The 23,999-nt window shown below is 66.2% G+C and carries 23 protein-coding genes; 8 read left to right on the forward strand and 15 right to left on the reverse strand.

What is annotated here, in order from left to right; translation table 11 throughout:
* Positions 1-141: 141 nt before the first annotated feature.
* The 4 genes from ACWDV4_RS23885 to ACWDV4_RS23900 all read right to left on the reverse strand — a co-directional run bounded on the left by ACWDV4_RS23885 (position 142) and on the right by ACWDV4_RS23900 (position 3,075).
* Complete coding sequence (locus ACWDV4_RS23885; RefSeq protein WP_449982546.1) at positions 142-591, reverse strand: hypothetical protein; 450 nt, start codon at positions 589-591, stop codon at positions 142-144.
* 200 nt (positions 592-791) lie between these two features.
* Positions 792-1,292: a hypothetical protein gene (locus ACWDV4_RS23890; protein WP_449982549.1), complete on the reverse strand. Its 501-nt coding sequence runs from the start codon at positions 1,290-1,292 to the stop codon at positions 792-794.
* Positions 1,293-1,633: 341 nt separating this feature from the next.
* The gene (locus ACWDV4_RS23895) at positions 1,634-2,527 is read right to left on the reverse strand and encodes an alpha/beta hydrolase (protein WP_449982551.1); all 894 of its coding nucleotides are present in this window, start codon (positions 2,525-2,527) and stop codon (positions 1,634-1,636) included.
* A gap of 122 nt (positions 2,528-2,649) precedes the next feature.
* On the reverse strand, positions 2,650-3,075 hold the full coding sequence (locus ACWDV4_RS23900) for a VOC family protein (protein ID WP_449982553.1): 426 nt from the start codon (positions 3,073-3,075) through the stop codon (positions 2,650-2,652).
* A 146-nt stretch (positions 3,076-3,221) separates the two neighbouring features.
* On the opposite strand from ACWDV4_RS23900, the gene ACWDV4_RS23905 reads away from it, so the two are divergent.
* A complete protein-coding gene (locus ACWDV4_RS23905; protein ID WP_449982556.1) occupies positions 3,222-4,196 on the forward strand; it encodes a helix-turn-helix transcriptional regulator in 975 nt (324 codons plus the stop codon).
* Positions 4,197-4,201: 5 nt separating this feature from the next.
* Positions 4,202-5,359, forward strand: coding sequence for a winged helix DNA-binding domain-containing protein (locus ACWDV4_RS23910; RefSeq protein WP_449982559.1), 1,158 nt, complete (start codon positions 4,202-4,204; stop codon positions 5,357-5,359).
* 18 nt (positions 5,360-5,377) lie between these two features.
* Here the strand turns inward: ACWDV4_RS23910 and ACWDV4_RS23915 are convergent, their stop codons facing one another.
* From ACWDV4_RS23915 to ACWDV4_RS23935, 5 genes are all read right to left on the reverse strand, one after another.
* Positions 5,378-6,919 (reverse strand): DNA/RNA non-specific endonuclease, encoded by a 1,542-nt coding sequence (locus tag ACWDV4_RS23915; RefSeq protein ID WP_449982561.1) that lies wholly within the window; start codon positions 6,917-6,919, stop codon positions 5,378-5,380.
* 623 nt (positions 6,920-7,542) lie between these two features.
* Complete coding sequence (locus ACWDV4_RS23920) at positions 7,543-7,935, reverse strand: hypothetical protein (RefSeq protein WP_449982564.1); 393 nt, start codon at positions 7,933-7,935, stop codon at positions 7,543-7,545.
* 13 nt (positions 7,936-7,948) lie between these two features.
* On the reverse strand, positions 7,949-8,620 hold the full coding sequence (locus tag ACWDV4_RS23925) for a hypothetical protein (RefSeq protein WP_449982567.1): 672 nt from the start codon (positions 8,618-8,620) through the stop codon (positions 7,949-7,951).
* Positions 8,617-8,877 carry a hypothetical protein gene (locus ACWDV4_RS23930; protein ID WP_449982570.1) on the reverse strand — a complete coding sequence of 87 codons (261 nt, stop codon included), beginning with the start codon at positions 8,875-8,877 and terminating at the stop codon, positions 8,617-8,619. Before ACWDV4_RS23930 ends, ACWDV4_RS23925 begins: the two co-directional genes overlap by 4 nt.
* Before the next feature lie 9 nt (positions 8,878-8,886).
* Positions 8,887-9,150: a hypothetical protein gene (locus ACWDV4_RS23935; protein WP_449982572.1), complete on the reverse strand. Its 264-nt coding sequence runs from the start codon at positions 9,148-9,150 to the stop codon at positions 8,887-8,889.
* A gap of 281 nt (positions 9,151-9,431) precedes the next feature.
* Between ACWDV4_RS23935 and ACWDV4_RS23940 the strand changes: the two genes are divergently transcribed.
* Together ACWDV4_RS23940 and ACWDV4_RS23945 are read left to right on the forward strand one after the other, a co-directional pair.
* Positions 9,432-9,797 carry an effector-associated constant component EACC1 gene (locus ACWDV4_RS23940; protein ID WP_449982574.1) on the forward strand — a complete coding sequence of 122 codons (366 nt, stop codon included), beginning with the start codon at positions 9,432-9,434 and terminating at the stop codon, positions 9,795-9,797.
* 1 nt (position 9,798) lies between these two features.
* Positions 9,799-11,400 carry a caspase, EACC1-associated type gene (locus ACWDV4_RS23945; RefSeq protein ID WP_449982577.1) on the forward strand — a complete coding sequence of 534 codons (1,602 nt, stop codon included), beginning with the start codon at positions 9,799-9,801 and terminating at the stop codon, positions 11,398-11,400.
* 116 nt (positions 11,401-11,516) lie between these two features.
* On the opposite strand, the gene ACWDV4_RS23950 is transcribed toward ACWDV4_RS23945, so the two are convergent.
* Together ACWDV4_RS23950 and ACWDV4_RS23955 are read right to left on the reverse strand one after the other, a co-directional pair.
* On the reverse strand, positions 11,517-11,717 hold the full coding sequence (locus ACWDV4_RS23950; protein ID WP_449982580.1) for a DUF397 domain-containing protein: 201 nt from the start codon (positions 11,715-11,717) through the stop codon (positions 11,517-11,519).
* A complete protein-coding gene (locus tag ACWDV4_RS23955; protein WP_449982672.1) occupies positions 11,710-12,600 on the reverse strand; it encodes a helix-turn-helix domain-containing protein in 891 nt (296 codons plus the stop codon). The genes ACWDV4_RS23950 and ACWDV4_RS23955 overlap by 8 nt, the downstream gene beginning before the upstream one ends.
* 427 nt (positions 12,601-13,027) lie before the next feature.
* Between ACWDV4_RS23955 and ACWDV4_RS23960 the strand changes: the two genes are divergently transcribed.
* Together ACWDV4_RS23960 and ACWDV4_RS23965 are read left to right on the forward strand one after the other, a co-directional pair.
* Entirely contained in the window at positions 13,028-13,306 is a 279-nt protein-coding gene (locus ACWDV4_RS23960) for a hypothetical protein (protein WP_449982583.1), read from the forward strand.
* A gap of 8 nt (positions 13,307-13,314) precedes the next feature.
* A complete protein-coding gene (locus ACWDV4_RS23965; RefSeq protein ID WP_449982586.1) occupies positions 13,315-15,438 on the forward strand; it encodes a hypothetical protein in 2,124 nt (707 codons plus the stop codon).
* On the opposite strand, the gene ACWDV4_RS23970 is transcribed toward ACWDV4_RS23965, so the two are convergent.
* The gene (locus ACWDV4_RS23970) at positions 15,410-16,513 is read right to left on the reverse strand and encodes an alpha/beta hydrolase (RefSeq protein WP_449982589.1); all 1,104 of its coding nucleotides are present in this window, start codon (positions 16,511-16,513) and stop codon (positions 15,410-15,412) included. The genes ACWDV4_RS23965 and ACWDV4_RS23970 overlap by 29 nt on opposite strands.
* A 6-nt stretch (positions 16,514-16,519) precedes the next feature.
* A complete protein-coding gene (locus tag ACWDV4_RS23975; protein WP_449982591.1) occupies positions 16,520-16,990 on the reverse strand; it encodes a hypothetical protein in 471 nt (156 codons plus the stop codon).
* Positions 16,991-17,121: 131 nt separating this feature from the next.
* On the opposite strand from ACWDV4_RS23975, the gene ACWDV4_RS23980 reads away from it, so the two are divergent.
* Together ACWDV4_RS23980 and ACWDV4_RS23985 are read left to right on the forward strand one after the other, a co-directional pair.
* Positions 17,122-18,276, forward strand: coding sequence for a sensor histidine kinase (locus ACWDV4_RS23980; RefSeq protein ID WP_449982594.1), 1,155 nt, complete (start codon positions 17,122-17,124; stop codon positions 18,274-18,276).
* A complete protein-coding gene (locus tag ACWDV4_RS23985) occupies positions 18,273-18,923 on the forward strand; it encodes a response regulator (RefSeq protein WP_449982597.1) in 651 nt (216 codons plus the stop codon). The genes ACWDV4_RS23980 and ACWDV4_RS23985 overlap by 4 nt, the downstream gene beginning before the upstream one ends.
* On the opposite strand, the gene ACWDV4_RS23990 is transcribed toward ACWDV4_RS23985, so the two are convergent.
* Entirely contained in the window at positions 18,920-19,477 is a 558-nt protein-coding gene (locus ACWDV4_RS23990) for a hypothetical protein (protein ID WP_449982599.1), read from the reverse strand. The two genes, ACWDV4_RS23985 and ACWDV4_RS23990, sit on opposite strands and share 4 nt — an antisense overlap.
* A gap of 1 nt (position 19,478) precedes the next feature.
* Positions 19,479-23,675: a hypothetical protein gene (locus ACWDV4_RS23995; RefSeq protein WP_449982602.1), complete on the reverse strand. Its 4,197-nt coding sequence runs from the start codon at positions 23,673-23,675 to the stop codon at positions 19,479-19,481.
* Positions 23,676-23,999 lie beyond the last annotated feature (324 nt).

A 23,999-nucleotide genomic window follows, 5' to 3' on the forward strand; every position in this document is an offset into this window, starting at 1 on the left:
CCGGATCAGGCACATCTGGGCGGTACGCAATCCCAACAAGCTCCTACCGTGGACGGTGCGGCTACCGGATCATGCGTAACGGCTCCCATGCCTTCCTTGATGCCAAAGTAGCGGTATACCGACGACGGCGAGACCCTGCTGCTATTTGAATCCGGCTTCCCGGCAGAGGTTCAGCACCTTCCCGTAAGCCTCTGCCTTCTTATCGACTTCCCCGGAGAGGACATCAAGGTCGGCAGTGGTCACGGTCCCCGCACTCTTCTTGGTGTTGTATGCCGCTACAGCAAGGGCGTACATGTCGACAACCCTTGCCAATTCGCGGATCGCCGATTCAATGACAGGGTCCGTGGCCTTGTTCGCGGCTTCGCGGTAGTGAGCTGCCTGCGCGCGGTGAGTCGCGGGGTCTCCGGCCTGCTCAGCGTCATATTTTGGGGCACCCAGGAGCGCCTCTTCACAGCCAGCGGTCGGATCTGCACGCAGCCCGAGCGCTCCCCCCAGACGATCGCCGAACATAAAGTAAGCGACGCCCCCGACACAGGAGCAGAACAGGCATAAGGCGATGATGCCGGCAATGACGATGAAAACCCACGTCATCCCCCCGCTACGAGAGCTTGGCGGTGGCGGCGAAGCTGGTGGTATCGGCTGCACAGATTCCCCTTCGGACTGTCGCCGTAACAGGTGTCAACGAGTATCGCAAGCTCCGTCAGCTCGCTCGAAAGGTGGTCAATGCAGCAGGACCCCGCTGCGCCACCAACCTCACAGGTCACTGCACAGAAGACCTACGCCCGCTGGAGCTAGTTGTATCCGGCGGCCTGACAGGCGAGCATCACCTTCCGGTGAGCGGCGATCCTCTCCCGCAGTCCCCTGGTAAGAGCGAGGACGTCGTCCACGTCGTCGGTTCCCGCGGCCTTCTTGGCGTTGATCTCTTCCACGGCGTTCGCGTACTTGTCAAAGGCCGCTGCCTCTTCGAGGATCGCCGATCGAATGTCGGCGTTGTTGGCCTTTTCCGCAGCCTCCCGGTAGTGAGCTGCCCACTTGCGATGGTTCGCCGGGTCGCCAGCCTCGCCAGAGTTGTCGGATGGGCCTCCCCGGAGTGCCTCATCGCAGCCGGCGGTCGGGTCTGAGCTGTCTCCTACCCCGGGCAGGTCCAGCCCGACCCCACCCCCCGAACGGTCGCCGAACACGAAGTAGGCGACGCCACCTGCACATGAGCAGATCAAGCACACTGCGAGGACGCCGGCAATGACGAAGTAGTACCACTTCAGGCCCCCATGCCGAGCGCTTGGCGGCGACATCGGCGTCGGATCTGCTGGTGAGGTCGGGGGCGGATCAGTCGGCGGCGTCAGGGGCGGATCAGTCGGACCTGCCGGCGGTGTCGGGGGCGGATCAGTCGGTGATGAGGGCTGCACGGTTCCCCTTCAAACAGTCTGATGTAGAGCTGTCACGAGTGTCGCAAATTACCCGCCTCCAAGAAAGGCGGTCGATGAAGGGCTTTGCGGGCTGGACAGGTTCGACCGGCACAGCAATTGATCTTGCTGGTGGGACGAGATTTTCACCGCGCGCGCAATGTTGACCGTGGCTGATCGCGGGAGGATATCCCCTGGTACTGGCCGGATTCCCAATACAGCAGGTCGCGTTATTCGCGTCCCTGGCTGATTCGCCGGCCCAGCCAGTCGAGCAGCGTGCTGGCGTAGTCGGGGCTGACAGATTCTAGGGTCCCGGCACCGCTGTGGGTGGGGCTGTGGGTGCAGCCGGTGAGGCGGTGGACGGTCAAGTCGTTGGTACCGGCAACCCGCCGCCACACGGCGATACTCTCCTCTGCTGGGGTCCACTCGTCAGACTCGCCGTAGAACAGCAGCGTCGGACAGTTCACCTGCGCGATGACCGGCTGCGGGTCGTAGTCCATGTCCTCCCATGTACCAGGGTGGCCGCGCAGATCACGCGGAACGTACGAAAGCGGGAACCACGGCCTGTCGACGTACCGGTCGATGACCGCCTGGGCGGTCGCGCGGTCGATGTGACCGCGGACAGCGCCTTCAAGCGCCTCACGTAGGCAGGCCAACTCGGCAAGGTCGGTGTCGCCGTAGCCACGCTGGAGCAACTGCTGCGCCGTCCCGTACCGCATCTGGGCCGCTGGGCTCACGCCGCTGGTGGCGACCAGCACCAGGAAGGCGACCAGTTCGGGCCGGCGGGCCGCGACCTCCGACGCGGGCCAACTGCCCTGGCTCCAGCCCCACAGGCCTACCGGGACGTCACCCATCAGGCGACGCAACTGGGCGATGGCCGCCACGGCGTCGTCGGCCTGGACGGCGAACGGCACGTCGCCGTGTTCGCGCGGGCGGCGGTCGAACCGCAGCACCGCAACGCCGGCTCGCGGAAGCTCCCGGGCCAGGTGCTCATAAAGAAAGTACGAACGCTGTGGTCTGGCGGAGCCGTGCAGGACGACCACCGCACCGCGCGTCGGCCCGACCGGAGGCGCATCCAGGGTGGCAGGTAGGGACACGTCGCCGGCTTCGATGGACAGCTCCACGCGGCCAGTGAAGCACGCCGCCGCACCCCTTACCGCCGCAGCGTGTGTTAGGAAGGGCCCCTTCCTATACAAAAAGCGATAGGAAGGGGCCCTTCCTAACACACAAGCCAGGAGGGATGCGGTCAGGCCGCGTGCGTTCCGACGGCCACGTCAAGGACCCAGGTGATGCCGAACGGGTCAGTGAGCATGCCGTACAGCGGTGCCCAGCCGGCCGGGCCGAGGTCGACCACCACGGTCGAACCTTCGCTCAGCTTCTTCCAGTAGCCGCTGATCTCATCAGCGTCCCCGCCCCGGACCGAGACGAAGAACGGCTGATCACCCTGGCTCCACGGCCGCGACGACGGCACGTCGTACGCCATGATCGAGAACCCCTCCGGAGAGGTGACCTGACCCCACATGATCTGGTCGGCCTCGTCGGGGTTCTGCACGTTGTGGGCGTCGGCGTAGGTGACCGCCACCAGGTTGCCACCAAAGACGGACCGGTAGAACTCCAGAGCCTGCCGCGCGTTGCCGCGCAGATTGATGTGAGCCACAGTGTTGACGCTCATTGCGGTGTCCCCTTGCTGTTTCGTCCTGTTCCGGCGGTTTACGGCGCTGCCCGCCGGCCCGGTGCCGAAGCGATTTCTCCGGCCACGAAGACGATCGCGGGTGAAGAGGTCAGCAACTGGCCACTACCTTCGGCAGGATCAGATTCATGCCAAGAACTTCGGCGCGGCTGCTGTCGTTGCTCTCCCTGTTGCAGGCCCGCCGGGACTGGCCGGGTGGCCTCCTGGCCGAGCGGCTGGAGGTCAGCCCACGCACCGTACGACGCGACATCGACCGCCTACGCGAACTCGGGTACCCGATCCAAACGTTCAAAGGACCCGACGGCGGATACCGGCTCGGTGCCGGCACCCAGATGCCGCCGCTGCTGTTCGACGATGACCAGGCGGTCGCCATCGCCGTCGCCCTGCAACTCACCGCCGTCTCGGGCGCAGACATCCAGGAGGCCGCAGCCCGGGCGCTGACCACCATCCGGCAGGTCATGCCCGGCCGACTGCGTCACCTCATCGACCGTCTGCCGGTCACTGCCGTCGAAGCCCCCAGCATGCGGCCCGCCTCCCCAGCCGACACCACCGTGCTCACGGCGATCGGCACCGCTGTCCACGCCCGCGAGGTGCTGCGCTTCGACTACGCACCCGCCGGCACCGAGCAGGCCGCCCAAGCGCCGCCACGCCGGGTGGAACCGCACCACCTCGTCAACTGGAACAGCCGCTGGTATCTCGTCGCCTGGGACCTCGACCGCGACGACTGGCGCACCTATCGCGTCGACCGCATCAACCCTCGCGTTCCCATCGGACCACGCTTCACCCCCCGGCAGCTGCCGACTGCGGACGTGGCCACCTTCGTGGCCGCGAAGTTCCGCGGTAACGAGAACTCCTCGGCCTGGCCGTGCATCGGCGAAGTCGTCCTCAACCTTCCCGCTACGGTCGTTGCCACCCACACCCGGGACGGGATCGTCGAAGAGATCAGCCCCGACCGCTGCAAACTCGTCCAGGGTTCCTGGTCCTGGATCGATCTCGCCGCCTCACTCGGTCGGTTCGACACCGAGATCGAAGTCGTTCGCCCCCAGGAGCTGAAGGACGCCTTCGCCCGGCTCGCCTGCCGATACGCCGGCGCGGCCGCATGACACCGATGCGCCACGTGTACGACGTCGAACGCCGCGCCCGGCTCGCGACCCGGCACGCGCTCGCCCCGCAGTTCCGCGTCGGCTCACCGGAGGCGGTAACCCGGGCGATGACCGTCCTGCACGCCACCGAGCCCGCCACCGTCTACCTCTCGTGCCGGGCAAGAACCGAGTCGATGACGACGGTCGATGTCGACCGAGCCCTGTACGACGAGCGCAGCCTGGTCAAACAGCTCGCCATGCGCCGTACCCTGTTCGTCTTCCCCCGTGACCTACTAGCCGCCGCCTGGTCCGGCCCCGCTTTCCGGGTCGCCACCACCGAGCGCGCCCGCATGACCAAGGAGGTCGTCGCAGCCGGACTCGTCACCGACGGCAACGACTGGCTCGACCTCGCCCGTACCGAGGTGCTCGCCCTGCTCGCCGACGAGCCAGCGGGGCGAATCGCCCAGGAGATCCGTCGAGCCGTACCGACGATCGACGTCAAGGTGACGGTCAACCCGAACGACCCCTGGACGGCGTCTCGGGTGCTGACCCATCTCGGCCTCACCGCCGACATCGTGCGCGGCACCAACACCGCCGGCTGGTCCACCTCGCGGCCCCGGTGGACCCTGATGCGTCACTGGCTCGGCGACCTGCCCGACCCGGTGACCGCCGCCGACGGATATCCCGAGATCGTGCGCCGCTGGCTGTACTCGTTCGGCCCCGGCACCGAGGACGATCTCGTCTGGTGGCTCGGCGCTACCAAGACCATCGCCCGCAAAGCCCTCACCGAACTCGCGGCGGTGCCGGTCACACTGGACTCCGGTCAGATCGGCTGGCTGCTGCCCGACGACCTCGACCGGGTGCCGGACCCCGGACCGTGGGCGGCACTACTGCCCGTGCTCGATCCGACCGTCATGGGGTGGAAGGACCGGGGCTTCTTTCTCGGCCCGCACCACGACCTGCTGTTCGAGCGACGGGGCAACGCCGGCACCACCGCCTGGGTCAACGGCAGGGCCATCGGCTGCTGGGTGCAGGACGATACCGGCACGGTGACCGTACGACTGGTGGAGCCGATCACGGCAGCCGAGCAACGCCTGCTCGACACCGAAGCGCAACGCCTGACCGCCTGGCTCGCCGGATTCCGTGTCCCCACCATCTACACATCGCCAGCGATGAAACCCTGAAACGGCGAGATCTGTCGATTAGTGCAGGGTGCGGTTGTACGCCGGCTCGTTCACGATGATCTTTCCGGTGCAGAGATCGCGGGCGAAGAGATGGATCAGCGAGGCGGAGAGGATCCGGCCAGGGTACTGCGGGGTGGAGACAAACTCGACGCAGTGCTCGGGGTAGACGTCTAGGTGATTCTTTACCCGCGACTCAAGCTGCCAGTACATTCTCACGTTCTCCACCTGTCCGAAGGGGACCAGGTTTCTCCTGCTGCCGTTGCCGCCGAGCACCTTGGCGAGCAGGTGGGCGCGGGCCTGCTGGCCGCCCGCCTTGCTGCCGGATATCCCCCTGACGAAGCCAGCCGGGTACTCCTGCGGTTTCTGACCGCTCCAGGATCGCCCTTTGAGGATCGCCCGTACGCCGGTGGCCCGCCCCAGGTCGTCGAGAGGACCATAGAGAGGATCGGTGCCCGACTTGCAGTCCTGACAGTCGCCGTCATCGTCCTGATGTCCATGCTGGCTCTGCGGCACGGGTGCAGGCCCGGTGTCCGACATTGTGTCCACCCCGGGCTGCGCCAGCCCGCCGCCCGGAGGCAACGTGCCGCCGTACTCCTTCAACGCCTTGTCGACCACCTCGGCGTGGACGATCGCCCAGCCCAAGGCGACCGGACCGAGCAGGCCGACCATGAACGCCACGCCGACGACCGGTACGCGTATGGCGAGGCTGACAGCGATGCGCGCGGGTGCCGCCCCGCCCACGCCGGTAGCGACTGCGCTGCCTTCGGCACCTGCGAGAGCGGTCGTGCCCGCCCCACCGGCACCGGCGCTCGAACCGGCGGTGCCCAACAGGTTCCGGATGGCCGCCTCCGACGCCGGGGTCAGCGGGACGTCCGCCTGGCTCACCAGCAGCAGGCCCTCGGCGATCTGCCGAGCACCAATCGACGCCCCCTCGCCCCGCGCGGCGGGTGCCGTTATCTCGACGGTCGACTCCCCGCCCGTACGGAACTCGCGGACGGCCCCGAGATCGCGCCCGCCGACCACGAGACGTCCCAGCCCATCGGGCACCTCCACACCCCGCTGGCTGGCCATGCTGTTCGCCAGTCGGGTGATCCGCTCGCTCAGCTCGGGGGCGGCCCCGCAGAGCGCCCGCAGCGAGTCCGGCGGCAGCTTGCCCAGCCGCGCGGCGATGTCCCCGTCCGACATGGCGTGCAGCTGCCGCACCGCCGTCGGCCAGTCGCCGTCGCGGACGGCGTGTTCGTATGCCTGGTAGATCCGGCCGATCCGGGCTACCTCGGCCCGGCCGGCATCCAACGCCGCGATGATCGTCTCTTCCTGAGGCCAGCCGGCAAGATAGGTGGCCACGGCGGCACGGGTATTCGCGGCCTCCCCCACCGACAGGCCGGCCGCCAGCCGCTTGATGTCAGCGGTGTTGAAGCCGTTCAGCCGGGTGGCCACCTCTTGCCACTGCCCGGCCTGCACGGCGGCACGCAGCGCCGTCAGCAGATCGTCACGGGTGGCCCGCTGGACAACGATCGGCCCGGAGGTCAGCATGCCCGTCACCGCGCGGTTTCCCACCATCCGCTGCATCGCAAGCAGCGGGTGGGACCGCGTGGGGGCGATGCTCCCTACGGCACGCGAACGGGTGGCAACGGCGGGCGTACGAAAGCCGTGCATAGATACACGATCCCACGGCCGGAGGGCATAGGCACTGTACGAAGGTGCACATCGGAGCGGGAGCCAGCCAAAACCAGCTCGCGACGCATAGACGCTGTTCGCCGCCTGCGGATCGATCATCTTCGGTTAGAATGAGCCCGGCGCAGTACGTCGAGGGCGTGCGAGCAAACCCCAGCGGCCCCACCGACAACGTCGGTTTCGAGTTCAGAGACCCCTCCAATGACGGGCCAGTGCCGCTCGTGGGCGACCGACTACTTCGCCGAGGGATACGGCGTGTACGTCCAGGTCTGCGAGTATTGGGGCGACAATCTCGCAAGCTGCAAGTACACCAACCGGGGCGTCTCGTAGCGCGATGCGGTTGAACCTCAAGCGTCGGGAAGATTGGGGACGAACGGCGGGCCGGCTGCGCGTTATCAACCTCTTGCTGGAGCATCGCTTTCAGGAACAGCATGTTGTCGTCTATTTCTACGCCCCTCGCCAGTCGCCGGCTTCGCGCGAGTCACCTCAACCTCGCTGAGCAACAACCCCTACCCGGCTGCCAGACGTGCGGCGCCGTGAAGCAGGGCGTCGAGGTCAACATCGGAGAGGTTGGCTTCCGACAACGCTTTGTACGCAGCGAGGGTCTGAATTGCACCAAGCGCCTCTGGGGATACGGCAAGCTCCACTGCATCGTCGAGAGTGGCAGCGATCGCCATCTCCGCCATCCTCGGGTCGATCTCGAATTCCGGGTTTTCAGACCGCATCTCCGCAACGAAAGCAATGATCGCCTTGTCGTCACGCTTACCATCAAAGCGCAGATCCATTGCATAGAAAAATACGGCGCTCATAAATGAGGCCAGAACCTCGGCCCACTTGTCGTCACCAAACTGCGCTTCGATCTGATCGTTTCTCTCGTAGTCGTCTCGCACCAGGGTACGCACGTACTCGACCATCTCAGACCTGATCGCCACCGACTTGCCTCTCTCCACGACTCTGTCTAAACTTCTTTATCTTACTGATCGTTCCCCTGATTGCCAGCGCCGCTCCGGCAAGTCCGATAACTACGTCCGCCACCGGATGCGAGCTGAGCTTGACAGGCGTTGACTGGATTACCGGAAGCTGCCGCGGCGTTCCCACGTTCGCTTGAACATCGCCGGGTTTGACCCGAGCTTTGATCAGCGACACAGCTTCGGTTGTGGCTTGCTCAAACTTCTTCAACCCGCCCTCGTGGTTAGAGAGAGCATCGGTAGCCTTTTTGTGATATCTCGCCGCACGCGACTCTCGCAGGGCAACCTCGGCGACAAGCCGCTCGCCGTCCGGCATGGCATTCTCAGGCACATCATCATTGGGCACCGAGCCAGGAGCAATAAAGTTCAAATACTGTCCGATACTCGCCCGGGACTTCTCAAGAAGATTAGCGTACCTTGCAGATTTTTCACCTGCGGTGCGGATTTCGACTGCAGCGAGGCCGAGTCGGGAGTGACTGGCCCCGGCAGCCGCCTGAGCATAAAGGCTGTAGGCATGTTCTGCGTCTGCCGCAGCCCGCATTGCAGTAACTGCGGCCTGCGCGAGCCGTTCACGTATGGCTGTGAGCTGCGCGACGACCTCGTCGATATTGCCGGTCATCCCAGCGCCTTGAGGTAGGCATTTGCGTGCTCTACAGCCTCCGCGAACCGCTTCAGAGTGTGGTCAACCTCGTCAGCCGCCTCCTTCAGAAGAGTCAGCCCTTTCTCAGCATACTTCTGATGCGTGCCATGGAGTGTATGGCGAGCCAGGGCCTCCGCATCGTTTGCTCCGGCTACTGCCTCCGTAAAAACTCTCTTACCGTTCTGCGCAGCCTTGGTACCTTCGCGGATCGTTGCCTTGACCTCGCCGATACTCATCGGCTGGCCTCAGCCGAGGAGGCCGACGTATTCGCGGGCGGCGGCGGAGCTGCCCTGGATCAGGACGGCGGCCTGGGCGAGCTGCTGCTTGGCCTGCTCGGCGCGCGCGATCGCCTCGGCGGTCTTCGGGTGTCCCGTACCAGCCGACACGGCTCGCAGCCGGTTGAGCATCTGCTCCAGGTTGGCGGCAGCCGCCTGGATCTGGTTGACGGTCACGTTGCCCTGCTCAGCGGCCTGGGCAAGCGCGGCTTTGACTTCCTCGATGCTGGCCATGTGATCCTCCTGTAGCGGCTGTCGATGGCCGGGCACTGACGGGCGCGTCACGGACCCGACGTGGGGGTGGCCATCACGTATCCGTGACCTCCCGCACACTATCGGGCGTGGTCACCCAATGCAGCCCCGCATCTGACGCGGGGAGCAGGCGAGCACGCCCGCAGGTTGGCCGCCAGTACGTACTTCTTCTCGACACTCGCCCGGTCGCGTCTGTTGTGCATACTGGACGGTCGGGTCCCGGTAGCGAATCAGGTCAACTCTCCGACGTTAGGAACCACTCGATGCCTCTCGCGGTACTGCACATCGAGAACGGCAGCGAGGATGATCTCGCCAGCCTCGTCGACCTCCTCAGTGACTACGACGAGCTTCGGGGCCACATACGACCAGTACGCGCATTACCTGGGCCGGATGAGATGGGTACCGCCATCGAGGCGATTTCCATCGCCCTCGTGCCGGGTGGCGTAGCGACCATCCTCGCCACCGGGCTGGCTCTCTGGCTGCGCCGTCGCTCGCCTGGCCGACCAGGCAAGGTCGGACTTCGATTGGAACTTCCGGATGGCACCAAACTGCGCCTCGATGCCAAGGGCGTCGAGGACGTGGAGGCGGTGGTCGCCGCAGCCGTCAAGCCGTGGACCGACACCCACTGACATGTCCGGTCGCCTCTTCGACCCAGATGCCTCCCGCGCGGTGCTCATCGGCACCAGCCGTTACTCCAGCCTGCCGCCCCTGCGTTCGGTACGGCGAAGTCTGCGCGAGATGGCCGCCGTGCTGACTGACGAAGGAATCTGCCGGTTGCCTTCCAGGCACTGTTCAGTGGTTCAGGATCCCACCGACGGCAATGCGGTAGGCCGCGCTGTAGGCAAAGCCGCAGCCGAGGCGACCGACATGCTGCTGGTCTACTACGCCGGCCATGGGCTGGGCGGGTTGCGTCGCAGCCAACTCTTTCTCGCCCTCAAGGAAACCGATCCCGAGCGGCCCGCCTTCCACTCGCTGGCCTACGACGTACTGCGCGAGGAAGTACTGGACAGTCCCGCGAAGAACCGGGTGGTGATCCTCGACTGTTGCTTCTCGGGCCGCGCGGCAGCTCCCATCATGGCTGCCGAAACCGCGGCGCTCCTGGAACAGCTCGACATCGCCGGGGCTTACGTCCTCACCGCAAGCCCTGCGAACCAGCCGGCGGTTACCGGCACGAAGATCACCGAATTCACCAACGAGCTGGTCCAGATGCTGCGGCACGGGGTGCCGAATGCCCCACCGCTCCTGACCCTGGACGTCATATACGCACATCTCCGTGCCCGCATGAAGGCCCGAAACCTTCCACAACCACGCCGGCTTCACACCGACGCCGCCGGTCGTCTGGCGCTCGCGCCCAACCCGTTGCACAGGACCCTGATGGACGACGTCCATCAGTCACGTGAAGTCAGGGAGGTCCCGTTACAGGGGACGGAACCGAACACTTCTGCGCCCGCTGTGCTCCTGGTCAATTTGGCCCGTAGATCGCAGTATCTGATGCACCGAATGCTCGGAGAACTAGACCGGCTGGAACGCGACACGGAGGACCCGGACCGTCTGGTCGAACTGTTCGAGCTCGACCTTCTCGCCTCCCGCATGCGCCGCAACAACGACAACCTCCTGATACTGGCCGACGCGGACTCCGACGTCGCGCGCCAGCACACGGCCCTTCATGACGTGCTACGTGCCGCCCAGAGCGCGATCGAGCAGTACGCACGGATCAAACTTGACAAGATCGACCCTGACATCGAGATCGCCGCGCACGCCGTCAACGGAGTCGTATGCTTGATCGCTGAGCTGTTCGAGAATGCGACCGCGTTTTCGCCACCGAACTGCCCGGTTACCGTGAACGCCCGCCGACTTCGTAGCGGAGTAGCGATCGAAATCATCGATCGCGGCATCGGTATAACGCCGACACAGCTAGCTGAAATCAACAATCGACTTGCCGTGCCACCTGACTTCCGGGTAGCAGAACATCGAATGATTGGGCTTCTGGTCGTGGCTCGGCTAGCGGCTCGCCACAGGGTCAAGGTGGAACTCCGCACGGCCGCTGAGGGCGGCACCATCGCCGACGTGTTGTTGCCGGCCACCGCAATCATCGACCAACGTCGGCCATCTGACCGTACGCCGCAGACTGCCGGGGTAGCGACCGCCCCGGTGCACGCCGCGAGAGGTCGGGCGCAAGTCCCTGGACAGGCTTTGAACGACGCTACGGAGACCCTGAAGGACGCCAGGTAGACCCAACCCACACAGGTTGGCCGTCAGTGTCGGGCCGCGCTGCCCGGCACAGCCGCTCAACGACTACCGGGGAGCAGTACGACGAATCCCGTCGACTGCTCCCCGGCGCGCGCAGGCTATCGGCTGGTCCCGCTGCTGCGAAGCTCGGCGACGAATGCCGTCCACGTGCAGGCGGCGAAGGTCAAAGCGGGACCATACGGGTCCTTGCTGTCCCGGACGGCGACCACGTCGGGCAGGTTGTCCGCCACCTCGACACAGTTGCCTCCGTTGCCACTACGAGTGCTCTTGCGCCAGCTGGCGTTGCTCAGGTCAGCCATTGTCGAATCCCTCCAGTGCCTCGGTGATCCGCTTCCGCGACGCGTCCTCGTCGAGCGCGCCGTTACCCAGATGGTCCCAGGCAAGCTCGTACGCGTACACCTCCGACGGCTTGTTGAGGTAGAGGGCTCCGGTGAGGCTGTCCACATAGACCACGGGTGGCTCTAGCGGCTCGCTGGATCGCAGGGCGTACGGAAAGTCGAGGATGGTGAAGGCGGAGGCCATACCGCCGTGCGCGCCCGCAGCGAAGGGCAGGACCCGGATCGCCACGCCGAGCGACCGGGACAGCTCCAGGAGGTGCCGGAGCTGCTCGGCCATCACCTTGGGCCCGCCGACCTGCCGGCACAGCACGGCCTCATTGAGGATCACGCTCAGGTGCGGCGGGCGGGGGTTGGTCAGCAATGCCTGGCGGGCCATCCGGACAGTCACCCGCCGCTCGGCCTCCTCACTGGCGATGAATCCGGGAGGCGCGCTGGTGATTTCTTCGGCGTAGGCCCGGGTTTGCAGCAGACCCGGAATCAGCTCCGGCTCGTACTGCCGGATGGTCCGAGCGCTGTCCTCCAGGCTGACGTAGAGGCCGAACCAGTTGGGCAGAGCGGTCTCGGTGTAGTCCAGCCACCAGGACTTGTTCTTACCGTTGTGGGTCTCGCGGGTCAGCCCGAGCAGGGCTTCTCGATCTTCAGGGCTGGCCTGGTAGAGGTCGCACATCGCGTGCACCTCGAAGTCGCGGAACCGTACGCACTGGGAGCCAGCCTCGATGCGCTGGATCGTGATCACGCTCCGATCCAGCTTGTCGGCCGCCCACTCCTGCGTATGACCGGTCTCCTGCCGCAGCGCTGCGAAGAGCCGGCCAATGTGCCGCCGCAGCAGCGCTGATCCCACCATTTCGGACACCCAATCCTCCAATCAGTTTTCGTGATGGGTCACGTCAAACAAAATGAACATTCACCTTCTACCGAAGGCAAATAACTGCGTCACCCGGAAACAGCTTATCCACATTGTTTGATCACCTGAACCCATCAGGGAAAATGCTGGGTAATGATGCCTTGAATTCGCCGCAACAGCCTCGCATGATGACCATTAGCCAAGCTGATGGTCGCACCATTCGCATGGCGATTGGGGTGTTCACCTCCGGTCGGGACGGGCGACCAACACGAGCCACCCGTCCCGACCCCAATTCATTGCTCCGCGCCGCCAATCCCGTCCTCCTGGAATCCCCCGCTGGCGGCGTTTGGGGCGGCCCGGCCCCTGCGGCCAGGTGCCGGGCCGCCCTTCCATCCCCTGTGAGCTGCGGAAAGGGTGGTCTGATCCGGTGGGTGAGATACGAAAAGTCGAGTCGACGCGGTACGTGGCGCATCTGCCGTTCACGGCACGCGACCTGAGCTCAGCGCTGATCTTCACCAGGACGCTGGTACGGTCGCTGGCGTTTCTGGACGAGCTGGACGGCAGCGAAGCCACCGTCACACACGAAGACGAGCAGGACCGTCACCATCGAATCCTCTGCGACCAGTTGGTCGCGAACGGGCGGCGCTGCGAGCGACGACCCGACCACGAGGGATCGTGCCAGCCCCGAGGCGGGCTACGCGGGTGACGGCGGAGATGTTTGCGCCCCCGATCGTGTCGTGCGACCACTGCGAGGGGCAAGCCCGCACGCTGGTGCTCTGCCAGTGCGTGCGCTGGGGAGACAGGTTCCTCATCGACTCGGCCGACGCCCCTCAGGGCACGGACGGACGCGCCTACCGGGACTGTGAGCTGTGCAAAGGCAGCGGCTACGTGGCCCACGACTGCGAGCACTGCCGCCGGACCGGGCAGCGCCGCGCGCAACTCGTACTGTCGATGGTCAACCTGGACACCGGCGCGGTGCGGTCGGCGAACGTCGTACCCGGTGGGGTGGAACCCCGACGCAACGTCGGCGGGCGGTGGGAGCTGGCCCTCTCCCCCATCGTCGCCGCCCTGGCCGCCGAGGTCGGGGCGGGCGAATGGTGGGACGCCTACACGCCATTTCGGTCGGACACGTTCGCGATCCTGCTGCCCACCGACTGGCAGCCGGCCCTGCCAGTCGCTGACCGGTGGCAGCTGGAGGCGGTGGCCATCGCTCGCCACTGCTGGCATCCGTGGCGGCTCTACTTCGGCCGGGCCGAGCCCGCCCCGGCACGGAACCTGGACGTCGAGTTGGGCTGGCTGTGCCACCTGGCGGACCTGTGGTGTCTCGACCTGGTGGTGGAGGTCCGCCACCGGCTAACCGGCCACGGGTTGAACTGGGACATCCGCTACGAGCTACCGGGCAGTGGGGTGCCGACCAAGCAGCGGAGTTGGGCCGAGGATCTGCCGGCGGCGGTCGCGGCCACCACCGCGCAGGATGCGATGTTCGACCTGGTCGAGCGGTCGTTGACCGCTCCCCCACATTTTCTGCGACCGCATCGGCCGGACCGCTCGGGACCGCCCGTCATCGACGTGGACCAGGTCGAGCGCCGGACGTACGCCGAGCTGGACGGTATCGGCGGGGCCGCGCCCGGGGCGCAGGCGATCTGGCGGGACGGCCGCTGGTGGCACGCCCGGCTCCAGGTCGAAGACCAGGTCGAGGTGCTGACCGAGCAGAGCACCGGCCAGGTCGTACGGGAGACGAAGGTCGTCCTGTCGCGCACCTGGGAGCCGCCGGCCCCAGCTTGGCAGGGCGACCCGATCCCCTACGACCCGTGTCCGGACTGCGACCCGCAACATCGGCTCCGGGCCTGCCACTGCACGCTCGGCAACCGCCCGGCCGATCCGGCCTGCCTGTGGTGTGAGGGTGCCGGGGTCGCTGCCGAGAAGGGGGCATGCCACACCTGCCGGGACAGCGGGCGGGTCTACCGGGGACTGGTGGTCACCCTGACCGACCTCGCGGACATCAGTTTGCACCTCAACTGGCTGCCCCCGGGCCAGCCGACCAACGCCAACCTGGACGGCGAGGGCGACGACGCCATCCTGGACGACGCGCCACAGGTGGCGACCCAGCCGGGCGGGAAGCCGGTCCGGCAGTTGCCGGTGCAATATCAGCTTGGGCACTGGGCGCGGGTCCTGGACAGCCGACCGGCGGATCTCACCTTTCTCGATGGTGACCATCGCGTCGATCAGGATCTACTCGAAGGTACGGTCACCGTCGACCATCTCGGTGTTGACCCGTACGTCCAGTACATCGCCGACGCCAGCGGCCACCATCCCGCCGCCCGACTGCTGATCGACATCTCGCCGCCCTCGGCCGTACGGATCACCAAGCTGATCCGGCTCGCCCTCGGCCTGCACCAGACGCTCGTCGTCACCCTGACCGACCATCGGCTCAACGAGCACGACCCGTGCCTGGTCCACGGCGAGAGTTGGAACATCGCGATGGTGGCACCGGGGCAGCCGATCGCCCCGGAGTTGTGCCCCTATCGGCCCAGCCCGGAGGCCGCCTCCGCGTACTTTCTCGAATATCTGGAGAACGCGTTGGCGGACGCCGTACCGGGTGATTTGCGGCAGGGCATCTGTGTCCCGCAGACCCCGGAACCCGCCCCGTTGGTCGAGAATCCGGTGCCGCTGATCCGGCGGCTCGCGCACCACCATGCCGGGCAGCCGGTGAGCATCCGCTATCACCATGCCGGCTGCCACCTCTACGTCCACGAGCATCGGGACAGCCTGCGGCACCTGGTCAGCGCCCGTACCGTCCCGATCGCCCTCACCGCGATCGGTCTCGCACCCGGCTAGGCGAGCCCGGCACCCCTGGCCTGACGACTGCATCGAGGAATGCCTGGGTGGCTTCGACGACGGCCCTGGAGCGCGGGGAGTGGAAGATGTCGAAGGTGTGTCCAGCGCCGGGTAGCTCGGCGTAGACGACCGGGCTGGGCGAACGGGTACGCAACCGCGCGGCGAACTGGCGAGCAACTTCGACCGGCATGAGGGTGTCATGCGTGCCATGCATGATCAGGAACGGTGGTGTGCCGGGTGAGACGTCGATCGTGGCGAGATCGGGGTAGCCGCCGTAGAGCATGACGACAGCTTTGATGCTGGGAACTGCGCGGGGAAGGATCGCGCGCGCGGCAAGATGGGCACCGGCCGAACCGCCGGCAAGGACAATCGTGTCCGGGTCGGCACCATACCGGTGTGCGTGCTCACGTACCCAGGCGATGATCTTCCTGACGTCGGCGACCTGGTCGTCTCGGCTGGCGGCAGGGCTGAGCCGATAGTTGGCGCTGACGCACCACCAGCCGGACCGAGCCAGCTGATAGATCAATGGCAGGGACTCCTGGTTCTTGCGGCCACCGACAAACCCACCTCCGTGCAGATGGATGAAGACCGGCTGGTTTTCCGCACCAACGTGCCGGCGGCGGTAAAGGTCGAGGGTGTGGAGGTGGGCGTCGCCGTACTGGATGTTGGCAGTCCGCCGCACGTCGAACCGGCGGCGCAGGTTCGGCCACAGCAGCATCCGCAGCACCGACCCGCGGGGCCGGGCTCGGGTAGGGAGTGGACCCCACTGCTCGGTCAGCGCTCGAGCAAGGACCCGACCGGTCCCCAGCGCCCTGACAACAAGGACGGCGAGCCCGAACAGCGTAAGGAGGCTGATCGCGAGCGCGAGCCAACCAACGCTGGTGTCCAGGTCACCTTGCCCGGCTGCCAGAACGGCGGAGCCGATCAGCCAATAGGTGAAAAAGATCGGGAGTTCGTTGATGAACCCGAGGTAGAAGAAGATGGTTGCCAGCGGTCGCGGTGCGCGACGCGCGGCGATCACCGCCAGGACGCACACTGCCGGCGGGATGACGGAGATCAGGTAGCCCCAGGGCATCGTGGTTCACCCCACCGGGCCATGGCCGGTGGCTCCGACGATCGCCGCGATCATCAGAGTGCGGTGGCGGCGTCGGGACATCAACGCGAAGACGGCGGTGAGCACGACCAGGTCGAGGTCAGGCCAATCGCCGGCCACGTCGACGTCGATCGCCCCCCGGGGACGGGCTGGTATCCGCAACCGGATACGGCGGCCGTCGCGGGTCAGCTCGCCGCTGCGGTGTCCGGGGTGCCAGCGGACCGGCCCGCCGGGGCCCGGCACATGCGATTGCTGCGGATGCAGCCGTACGGCCGGACTGTCGCCCGCATGCGCGGTGACACCGATGCGGTGACGGTCGGTCGGCGCGACGGTCCAGACCCGATCGCCGATACCGATCTCGGCCCGCCGCCACGTCCACCCCGTCCGCAACGTTGCCGCTCCGAAGGCGAACGAGCCCTGTCGGTGTTGTACGAACATCCCGCTCATTTGCTTTGTCATGGGCTGTAGCGTGCCGGTGGTCCGAGTGCGCCCACATCGGCCACCGAGCGCCGCCGCCTCCTCCCCGGGGGACCGGCGGCACCTCCTTTAGTAGGTGGTCGTACCCTCCGGCAGCTCGGTAGCCTCCGGCCGTGAACGCTGTGAGCTGGATGAACATTCGGTCGAGGGTCGCCGCGACGGCGATATCGGTGGTGGTGATCGGCGTACTCGTGGGTCTGATGGTGTGGACGACGACCCGTTCGGAGTCGCCCACGCTCGTCGGGCTTGATCTGGTGACCGCCGCGTTGTCCCTGGTGGTGACCGCGTGGATCGTGCGGCAGCCGATCGCGGGCGGTGTCGTGGCCGGTCTGCTTGCGGCGGTGTCCCCGGTGGCCACACCGGTCGCGAGTTTCGCCGCGCTGCAAACGGCGCGGGTGCGGCCCTTTCCCCGGGCGGCGCTGGTCGCCGCGACCGGTGCGGCGGGGCAGGCGGTGCAGGGCCTCTGGCGACCACCGTCCGGCCTGCCCTACGGGTGGTGGTTACTGCTCATGACAGCGGCGTACGCGGCACTGCTGGGCTGGGGCACGTGGGCGCAGGCCCGGCGCAACCTGTTGGTGGCGCTGCGCGAACGTGCCCACCGGGCCGAACAGGACCAGCAGCGCAAGGTCGCCGAGGCCCGGCAGGCCGAACGTGCGCGGATCGCCCGCGAGATGCACGACGTGCTCGCGCACCGGCTGTCGCTGCTTGCCGCCTATGCGGGGGCGATCGAATACCGGCCTGATGCCTCGCCGCGGCAGCTCACCGCTGCCGCCGCCGTCGTACGGGACAGCGCGCACCAGGCGCTTGTGGAACTCCGCGAAGTGATCACACTCCTGCGCAGCGACGATGCCGACGACGCAGACACCGATCTTCCGGCAATGCAGTCGCTTGGCGACCTGCCTCGGCTGATCGGGGAGGCGCGTGCCGCCGGCCAACCCGTCCAGATCGACGACACCCTTCCCACAGCTGAGCCACCGCCGCAGATCGGTCGCACCGCGTACCGCATCGTGCAGGAGTCGCTCACCAACGCCCGCAAGCACGCCCCAGGGCAAGCGGTGAACCTCCGGCTCACCGGTGGTCCCGGCTCGCGCCTGACCATCGTGGTAAGCAACCAGACCGTCGCCGCTGACAGCCCTTCGGTCCCCGGGGCGGGCACCGGGCTGATCGGCCTGGCGGAACGCGTGGTGCTCTCCGATGGTGGGCTGGAGCACGAGATCGACGCCGCCGGGCAGTTCCGACTCTCCGCCTGGCTACCGTGGCCGGCATGACAGCGATCCGGGTTCTGATCGTCGACGACGATCCGCTCGTCCGTGGTGCGCTCGCGATGATGCTCGACGGTGCCAACGGCATCGCGGTCGTCGGCGAGGCGGCGGACGGTACGCAGGCAATGGCGGCGGTCGACCGGCACGCCCCCGACGTCGTACTCATGGACATCCGGATGCCTGGCCTGAGCGGTATCGCCGCGACCGAACGTATTCGTCGCCGCCCTCGACCGCCGGAAGTCATCGTGATGACCACGTTCGACACCGACGACCACATCATCCGGGCCCTGCGGGTAGGTGCCAGCGGCTTCTTACTCAAGGACACCCCACCGGACAAGATTGCCCAGGCAGTCCAGGCCGCGTCAGCCGGTGAGCCGTTCCTGTCCCCAGCTGTGACTCGCCGGCTCATGCAGCACGTGGCCTCCGGTGCGGCGAGCTACGAACGGGCTCGCGCCACGCTCGCCGTCCTGACCCCGCGCGAACGCGACGTCGTCATCGCCATCGCCCGGGGCCAGTCCAACGCGGACATCGCCACCGAGCTGGCAATGAGCCTGACCACGGTCAAGGCTCACGTCTCGAACATCCTGACAAAGCTCGATCTGACCAACCGCACCCAGATCGCCCTCCTGGTTCAGGAAGCGGGGCTCATCTAGCCGCCATCCTGCGGGGCCGACGCGACGATGCGCTGGTAGTCCTGCCTGTACTCCGGGATGCGGGGCTCCTGGAAGGCCCGAACTGCGACGGGATTACCGATGTTTCCGATGACCGCGCCCGCGGTGTTCTCCCAGCCCACCCCGTCGGCGTAGAAGTCGATCGTGTAAAGCGCGATGACCTTCGGCTCTCCGTCGATCTCCATTGCCCAGTACTGGCGCGAGTAGCCGAGGGCGGTGAGTTCGTCCCCTCCTCCTAGGTAAGCCGCGAAGCACGTGCCCCACCCGGGCACGTCGTACTCCGCAACCAGGTATAACGGGCGGCGTACCGGCGTCTCCGCTTTCTGCGCAATCTCGGCCAGTTCCTCGGCCGACAGACCCCGAGGACGCATGAACGGGGACGTCATACTGGTGCCGGGTGAGGAGTGCATGAAGCTCTCCGTATGCGCGACCCGCTGCTCGAGTTGCTCGTCCGGCTCCGCAAGGTTGGCGACGTCCTGCTCGTACACGGCGGTAAGGAATTCCTGGAAGAAGCTCACGGCCTCGTCGATGTTCACGTCAGCTCTCACTCTTTCTCACGAAGAGCCACTCGTCGGCTCCGATCGGAGGCGGACTGTAGGTCTGGCTATTGCCGTCGGCTTTCAGAACGTACTCGTACTTTGTCTGCTCCGCCCTCCGGATCGGAGGATTGGTGACCGTCTGTAGGAGAGCCACGTACCGCTGCTGCGCCTCCGGATCAGACTCCTTGTACCACGGCAGGCTCATGACCCGGGCCTTGAGAATGTCACCGACCAGCATGCCGAACGTGATGGTGACCGTGAGATCCATGGAGACTTCTTGTTCTGCCACGCCGTGCAGTACGGCAAACGCCTTGATCCTGAGTGCGATGTCCTTCTCCACCGTGCCCTGAACCTGCTTGTTGTAATGGTCGCTTGTCGACACCAGGTTCAGGCCTTCCCGGAACCCGGACCCGCCGAACATGTCGGCTACGCCGTGTGCCCGGTTGAACTCTTCGCCCTCCACGAAGCCGGGTGAATTTTGCGTGATGCCTCGCGGAGCGCCGCTGGGCTTCAGATTCAGGTCGTAGCCCGTCACACTGAGCGACTCCGAGCGGTCCTTACCCTTCTCTACCACGGTGAAGTTCTTGCCGGCCCGCGTCGTGTACGTGGTGGTGGTCGTGTCGCCCTCGACGACGAAATTGATGTTCTCCGGGTAGTAGTCCGAGTGTTCCTTCTGCCGCAGGGATGGCAGGTCGAACTGTCCATACGGCGAGACGCCGACCTTGTAGCTACCCGGTCCGAGTTGGGCGATGCCCTCCTCCAGGCTTGTGCGGAACGCCTCGTCGGCGATCTCCGGCACTCGGCTCGCGGCCAGCCCTTTCAGATGTGCTGGAACGGCTGACCCGAGAGCCTGGAGGAATGCCTTCCGCTGGGGGCTCTGGGAGCCGAACACATGGCTGTAGAAGTCGCTCGTATTTGCCGTCTTCCGGTTTCCCTTGAAGTAGTCGACCAGTGGCTGGACGAAACCGTCCGTCTGGGTGAGTGCCCGTGCGTCACTGTCCGTGCCCTTGAGGTCGGCCAACGAGAACAGGGGTGGCGAGGTTGGCAAGGGCCCTGTTCGGACCTTGCTGATGTAGGTGTTCCACCAGTAGGGGTGCACCTGCTCGATGAGCTCGTTGTTGTGCTTGTCGCGCATCGCTGCCTTGATCTCCTCGCGCGTCTGATTTTCATCGCGGAGGGTGTGCTGCGGCGTCTGGGCCGTCTGGACGTGCACCACCTCGCCCTCTGGTGTCTTGGAATCCACGACCAGATGAAGCGGGACGGCATGTTTGCGTTCCACGGCTCGGACGCCGGTCGCCGCTGCCTCGTGGGAGTCGGCCCTGGCGAGTGCCTTGTCCGCGTCCGCGAGCGCGGCCGCCTCGTTCTTACCGTCCTTGCCCTTTGTTTTGTCCTTGTCCTTACCGGTGAACTTGTCCTTGACCTTCCTACCGGCCGCCTTGAGCTTGGCCCAGAGTTTCTTCCCGAGGTTGACGATCTTGTCAACGATCCAGTTGACGGCCTTGTTCACCGGCTTGGCGAGGGCTTGGAAGAAGCTCTTGACCTTGTTGGCGATGCCGCCGACGCCGAGGATGGCGGCGAGCGCGCCGATCAGGACGGGGACGGATCGGGCGAGGGCTTTCTCGATGAGTGCGGGGACGCCGCCTGCGCCGCCGCCCGCGATGGCGATGATCGCGTCGAGGACGCTGTTGACGAATTCGATGATCTGGGCGCCCTGGTTGACGATGAACATGACGAAGTCGATGATCATCTTGCAGGCGCGGATGAACGCGGATGCGGGGTTGAGCAGGCTGACGATCCAGGTGATGCCGGCGACGAGGATAGTGGGGATCAGGTATTCGCTGATCTTGCCGAAGAGGTTGCCCTTCAGGTCGCCGACCTGTTCCTTGATCTCCTCGGTCACCCCGGCGACACCCTGCGATTGCAGTTTCTGCGCCACCGGTACCGACTTCTCTACGGCGCCCATAGCCTGCTCGGGGACGCCGCGCTGCACGATCCGGGCACGCAGGGCGTTCCAGGTCAGCCCCAACAGCGAGGCAATCATGAGGATGATGCCGCGCAGGTCGAACTTCGCCGGCAGCTCCAGGCCAGCGCCGGCCATCGCACCGGTGAGCCAGCCAACGAGGCCCTTCTTCAGGTGTTCACCGATGTTCGCGATGAACGCCTTCAGTCCTGCGCCGACCGCCGTGACGAGGTTGCCGAGGAAGCCGATGGGGTCCTTGATAATCGCCATGACGGCCTGAGCGGCCTTGGCGAGGACGCCGAGGAGCATGTCCTTGAGCTGCATGATCGTTTTGATCACGCCGCCGACCGCGTCGATGGCCTTGGCGACCAGGCCCTTGTTCTTCTCCTTCTCGGCGGCGATCTCCTCGTCCACCGATTTCAACGCCTCGTTGTACTTCGTCGCCAGGGTGTTGACGAGTTCCTTGCCCTTGGCGTCGACCGACTCGGTCAACTCGTCGAACTTGCCCGCGAACTGGCCGGCGGCTTGTTTACCGATGGCCTGTAGGTCGGCCGGGAGTTTCTTGACCTCAGCTTGGAGCTGGTCCCGGCCAGCGGCGATCCGCTGCTTCGCCCTCGTCAGTTCCGCGCCGATAATGTCCGCCACGCCGGAGATGACCTGCTGCATCCGGTCGACGTAACCCTTACGGGCGGTGACGAAGATCTGGTTCGCTTCTTCGGGAAGCCCGGCGAACTTGTCCTTGATCCACCGGCCCTTGCCGATCAGCCCCGAGTAGCGTTTGTCCTTGTAGTCGTCCATCCGCCGCTTGTGATCAGCGGTGAACGCATCCCGCGCGGCCTTCTCACCCTTGCTGAAGGCGTCGTCGACCTTCTTGTCCAGGCCGGTGAGGATGCCCTCGACGTCCTTCTTCGTCGCGTCGAACACCTTCTGCAAGACGGCGGTGACCTGCGCCCGGTTCGACTCGTCCGAGCCCTTCGCAGACTCCTTACCCTCACCGACCGCCTGCCCGACCTGCTTACGGTCGGCCGCCAGGGCAGTCATCGCTGCCGCACCCGCCGCGCCCGCCGACGCTTTCGCCCCGGCCAGGGTTTGCGTCTCGGCTGCCCGCACCTGTCCGGGCGCGGTGGCGGCATGCTGTTCGCCGGCTTTCTTCTCCTTCAACGCCCCGGTGAACTCCGGCTCGTTCGACTTGGCGAGCTGGTCTTCGGTGACCTGCGCATCCGCCATCTGCTGATCGACCTGCGCCGGCCCAGCGGAGAAGTCCGTCGCCGCAGCCGGGGCCTTGTCCGGCACCGCCTTCGACGGATCCGGCGTGCCCGGCACACCCGGTGGCCGATCCGCCACCAACGGCGTGACTGTCTTCTCCTTCGCCGCCGACGTGTCGGGCTCCGCCTTCGTTGTCGATTCGATCGCGGACGCCGACTGCTGCTTTCCCGAGGTGACCTGGCCCTGGACCTGGCCCTTGACCGCGTCGGCCTTCCCCGACTCCCCGAACTTGTCCGCCTCGTCCAAATTCTTCGGCGCCTGCGCGGCGATCGCCTCGTTCACCGCCGTAACGAACGCAGCCTTGTCGAACCCACCCGGCTTCGCGGCATTCATCTTCTCCGCGTTCGCGGTCTTCCCCTGGGCCTCCTTGTCATCAGACGGAGGCTTCGCCGCACCCTGCGCCTTACCGGCTTCCGACGCGGCCGGCGGATGCGCCGACATCACCTTCTGCTTCGCCCGCACATCCGACTGCAACGCCGCGAACTTCGGATCGCCAGACGCCGGCGCGCGAGCCTCGGCCGGCGGTGCCTCCGCTCCAGCCGCCAACCGCTGCACAAGCATCGTCGGTTGGGGTGCGGGGGAAGCAAACGCGGAAGCTCCCGAACCAGCCGAGACGTCAGCGCCAGCACCGACATCGGAGGACGCACGCTGGGCGGACGGCGTACCTGTGGCGGAGGGCGTACCTGTGGCGGAGCCGCCCTTCGCCGGCGCACGAGCCGCGCGTACCGGCCCGGCGCGTCGCTGCGCGAGCAGACCCGTCACCGCACGGTTGCCGGCCGCTGCCTGCAACCGCTGCGCGACAGCCGGACTCAGCGTCCGCGCCGGAGCACCCCGCACGGCAGCGCCGGCCGCGTGCGCGTCGAGATCCACATTGGTACGCGGGCTCGCCGCTTCCTGCTCAATAGGAGATACGCCTGCGGCGCGTAGCCGTTCCCGTTCGGCCCCCAGGTCCTCGGCCGGTGCCTTCACGTCGCACCCCCAGGATGGGCTCCGTTACGACACTTTCGCCGTAGGCCGAGTATTGGATGCCCCTGTGCGCTCGTCCACGAGCAAAGAGGTCACCGGAAGGTGAACCTAGAAGTGCCCCTATGGGCCACTCAGCTGCTCGGCAGACTGGACGCTGTCGTACAACTGACAGTCGAGGCAACTGCCGTCTACTAGGGAATGTTGCGGTCCAGATCCCTTGTGACGTCGAAGAATGCGGCAGATTCCGGCCGCACGCTGGCAACTTGCAAGATCGTTCATCTCCGATATTCTGTAGCGTTCTTCTGGCTGCTACAGACCCTGGAGAGT

The organism is Micromonospora sp. NPDC003197, from assembly GCF_053590565.1.

Coding starts and splice junctions, on each gene's coding strand:
- ACWDV4_RS23975 (WP_449982591.1), bottom strand. CDS start 16,990: ATGACAAAGCAAATGAGCGGGATGTTCGTACAACACCGACAGGGCTCG.
- ACWDV4_RS23925 (WP_449982567.1), bottom strand. CDS start 8,620: ATGACCGGCAATATCGACGAGGTCGTCGCGCAGCTCACAGCCATACGT.
- ACWDV4_RS23890 (WP_449982549.1), bottom strand. CDS start 1,292: ATGTCGCCGCCAAGCGCTCGGCATGGGGGCCTGAAGTGGTACTACTTC.
- ACWDV4_RS23965 (WP_449982586.1), top strand. CDS start 13,315: ATGTTTGCGCCCCCGATCGTGTCGTGCGACCACTGCGAGGGGCAAGCC.
- ACWDV4_RS23935 (WP_449982572.1), bottom strand. CDS start 9,150: ATGGCCAGCATCGAGGAAGTCAAAGCCGCGCTTGCCCAGGCCGCTGAG.
- ACWDV4_RS23915 (WP_449982561.1), bottom strand. CDS start 6,919: ATGGTGGGAAACCGCGCGGTGACGGGCATGCTGACCTCCGGGCCGATC.
- ACWDV4_RS23950 (WP_449982580.1), bottom strand. CDS start 11,717: ATGGCTGACCTGAGCAACGCCAGCTGGCGCAAGAGCACTCGTAGTGGC.
- ACWDV4_RS23905 (WP_449982556.1), top strand. CDS start 3,222: ATGCCAAGAACTTCGGCGCGGCTGCTGTCGTTGCTCTCCCTGTTGCAG.
- ACWDV4_RS23885 (WP_449982546.1), bottom strand. CDS start 591: ATGACGTGGGTTTTCATCGTCATTGCCGGCATCATCGCCTTATGCCTG.
- ACWDV4_RS23930 (WP_449982570.1), bottom strand. CDS start 8,877: ATGAGTATCGGCGAGGTCAAGGCAACGATCCGCGAAGGTACCAAGGCT.
- ACWDV4_RS23955 (WP_449982672.1), bottom strand. CDS start 12,600: ATGGTGGGATCAGCGCTGCTGCGGCGGCACATTGGCCGGCTCTTCGCA.
- ACWDV4_RS23940 (WP_449982574.1), top strand. CDS start 9,432: ATGCCTCTCGCGGTACTGCACATCGAGAACGGCAGCGAGGATGATCTC.
- ACWDV4_RS23910 (WP_449982559.1), top strand. CDS start 4,202: ATGCGCCACGTGTACGACGTCGAACGCCGCGCCCGGCTCGCGACCCGG.
- ACWDV4_RS23900 (WP_449982553.1), bottom strand. CDS start 3,075: ATGAGCGTCAACACTGTGGCTCACATCAATCTGCGCGGCAACGCGCGG.
- ACWDV4_RS23970 (WP_449982589.1), bottom strand. CDS start 16,513: ATGCCCTGGGGCTACCTGATCTCCGTCATCCCGCCGGCAGTGTGCGTC.
- ACWDV4_RS23945 (WP_449982577.1), top strand. CDS start 9,799: ATGTCCGGTCGCCTCTTCGACCCAGATGCCTCCCGCGCGGTGCTCATC.
- ACWDV4_RS23985 (WP_449982597.1), top strand. CDS start 18,273: ATGACAGCGATCCGGGTTCTGATCGTCGACGACGATCCGCTCGTCCGT.